Origin of the sequence: Methanobrevibacter sp. (assembly GCF_045120835.1) — an archaeon.
Lineage (GTDB): Archaea > Methanobacteriota > Methanobacteria > Methanobacteriales > Methanobacteriaceae > Methanocatella.
In genome coordinates this window covers 1-2,972 of record NZ_JBGVFE010000049.1, presented here as the reverse complement: position 1 = coordinate 2,972, position 2,972 = coordinate 1, and the positions used below count along the sequence as shown (strand labels likewise).

The following is a 2,972-nucleotide window of genomic DNA, read 5'->3' as shown; positions in this document are numbered from 1 at the left end:
TGCCATCCGCAATATTGATTACAGTTTCGTTATCTGATTGGCTTACGGCATATTCAATGCTTCGGTACGCATCAGACCATGATTTTCCAGTATTGATGTCGTTGCCCTGCATTGCATCCACATAAATAATGTTGTTATCATTTTCCTTTATTGGATTTGAATCGATTGGTGATTGGCTGATGAGGGCATTATTGTCAGAATCTGCGACAATACTTGCATTGTTTTCAATGCTTTTCCGATTTTGTTCCATATCTTCTTGAATTTGGAAGATATCTGTATTGTCATCTATTTTAGTGCTTAAAGAATTATCATTGGTCACATCACTTGCTGATATGTAGCTGATGCTTAATAGAATACTTGTAATTAAGATTGTTGCTAAAATCATTTTTTTTGCTAGGGGATTCATTTTTACACGTTCTATTTTTGTTTTTTCATTCCTTTTTTCTTAATAATTTTTGATAGGCGTTATTTTTATTCAATATGGATTATTTTTATCGATATGAATTATCTTTCATTATTAACTTTTTTTATCTCCATTATATTTAAATTTTTCAATTATTTCCTAATTGAGCAATAAAAAAATTGTATTTTAATATTTCTTCAAGTTATGTTTATAGTCACCGACACTGAAAATTATAAATACTATGACTTTGAATTTTATCATAAAAATACATTAACTTTCTATATTTTTTGCAAAGTTTTATCCAATACTTTTTAAATTTAAGCAAATTTACCTATTTAACTTAATTGAAAATTTTTATATATAATTAATGATAAACTATAATTGCTTATATCGTTATGAAATTTAATTCCATTCGTTAATATAGGAAATTTTTTTAAAGATTTTTCATTGTCATAGTTATATATTAAAAGAGGCGGGTCATTTCAGAAGATATAAGTTGGGTTTATTATCAATATGTAGAATATGGTTGAAATGAGGGGTTTTTTAAAATTCGAATTATGATTTTTATTTAATTTTCATTTCACTTTATTATTTTGCATTGATATAAATAGGGTTGGAAAAATGTCAAAATTTTTAATCCTCAAAGCTCTATTTAGGCTTCAAATGGAATTTAAAGAAAAATTTTTTCAAAATTTTATAGTTATTTCCAACCCTCATAAAATTATACTTTGAAAAATTTTAGTGAGGAAAATGGGATGAAAAATAAGAATAAATATATATTATATTTCTTAATGATATTATGTATTTGTCTTATTGTTCCTGCATCATTTGCGAGTGAGGATATTTCATTAAATGATACTTCACAGGAATCATCAAGCACAGATTTGGGTGTTGCATCTGATATTCCAGATTCTGATTTGGATGGTGAAACTGCAGATTCACAGAATTCCATACTTAAAGATTCTTCAAATGAGGTTTTTGTGAATGCTACAAGTGGCAGTGATGACAATGATGGCAGTGACTGGACAAAGGCATATAAGACAATAGATTATGCATTGAATAATGTGAATTCTGATGGCACTATCAATCTTGCTGATGGAGTTTATAACTTGACTGGAACTCTTAACATCAATAAGAATGTAATCATCAAGGGAGAAAGTAAAGATGGAACAATTATCGATGCAATTCAAATTGAAAGTTCAACTATAAGAAGGGCTATTTCAATTACCGCTACTAGTACCGTGAGTATTGATTCATTAACTATAAGAAATGGTTGGATGGATCCAAATGTAGTGGAGTATGGTGCCGGTATAAACAATTTAGGAACTTTAAATCTTGAAAACGTAAGTGTTATAAACTGCAGCGCATATAATACAGGCGGTGTGGATAATAGTGGAACAATAATTGTCAACAATTGTTACTTTGCAAATAATTCCGCTTTAGGTATTGGTGGAAATAAGAACAGAGGTCGTGATGCTGGTGCATTATCCAACGTTGGAACTGCAACAGTCATAAATTCTTATTTTACTGACAACTATGCAACCGGAAACGGTGCCGGAATTAAAAACCAAGGTGCCAATTTATATGTAAACAACTGTACTTTTGTTAATTCCGTGTCAAGTATAACCAATGGATATGGTGGAGCAATCTATTCCTGGGCAACTCCAATGCAGGTATATAATTCCACTTTCATAAACGGCACATCTCAGTTTGGAGGAGCAATTGGGGTTGACCAGAATCGCGCAACTGTGGGTGTAGTATACAAAATCCAAGGATGTGTCTTCATAAACAACACTCATGCTGTACGTGGAGGAGCTATTTATATTGACTCTGCCCAAGACTCTGTAATCAATGACAATATATTCATTAATTGTTCTGCAGACCTTGTCAATGAGCCTAATTTTGATGGGTCAGTTATCGGAACTGGTGCCTTCACAGGACATTTCGGATTAACCAACGTCAGTATTGAAAATAATTACTGGGGACCAATGGAAGGTTCTGGATTTGATTCATCTTTAATCACCACTCAATTTGCAGAACCAAACAAGTATGTGGACTTTACAGCACCAAGCACTTATGTAATCTTAAATGTCAGTGCTGATAAAACCGAACTTCAGTTAGGTGATACCGCTAATATTAATGTAGGTTTTGTAAATAATGACGGAACACCTGTCACAGCAGGGCTTCCAACTTCTTTAGTAACTGCTTCAGCAAGCAGTGGTACTTTAAGTCAAGATAAATTCAATCTATCAGACAATCCTGTGGTTATTACATACATTCCTTCTGGTTCTTCCACTCAAGACACTGTGGTAATTTCAGTGGATGGAATTACAGTCTTTTCCATTCCAATGACTATTTCACTTAACATGAATCATATTTATGTCAATGCTACTGGTGGTGACGATGCGAATAGTGGTGTTTCATGGGGTAATGCTGTTAAGACAATTTCTCGTGCTTTAAGTATTGTTGAAGCGGATGGAATCATACATCTTGCTGACGGTATTTACAGTGCTAATTCCATTACTTTTTCCAAGAATGTTGCTTTTGTTGGTGAGAGTCAGAACGGCAC

The 2,972-nt window shown here is 32.5% G+C and carries 2 protein-coding genes; one reads left to right on the top strand and one right to left on the bottom strand.

Going from position 1 to position 2,972, the window contains the following annotated elements; genetic code table 11:
• Positions 1-406: hypothetical protein (locus ACJMLO_RS05375; RefSeq protein ID WP_405294670.1), on the bottom strand; the 406-nt coding region annotated here is incomplete at its 3' end.
• Between the two features lie 788 nt (positions 407-1,194).
• Between ACJMLO_RS05375 and ACJMLO_RS05370 the strand changes: the two genes are divergently transcribed.
• A partial coding sequence (locus ACJMLO_RS05370) for a hypothetical protein (protein WP_405294668.1) occupies positions 1,195-2,972 on the top strand: 1,778 nt, incomplete at its 3' end.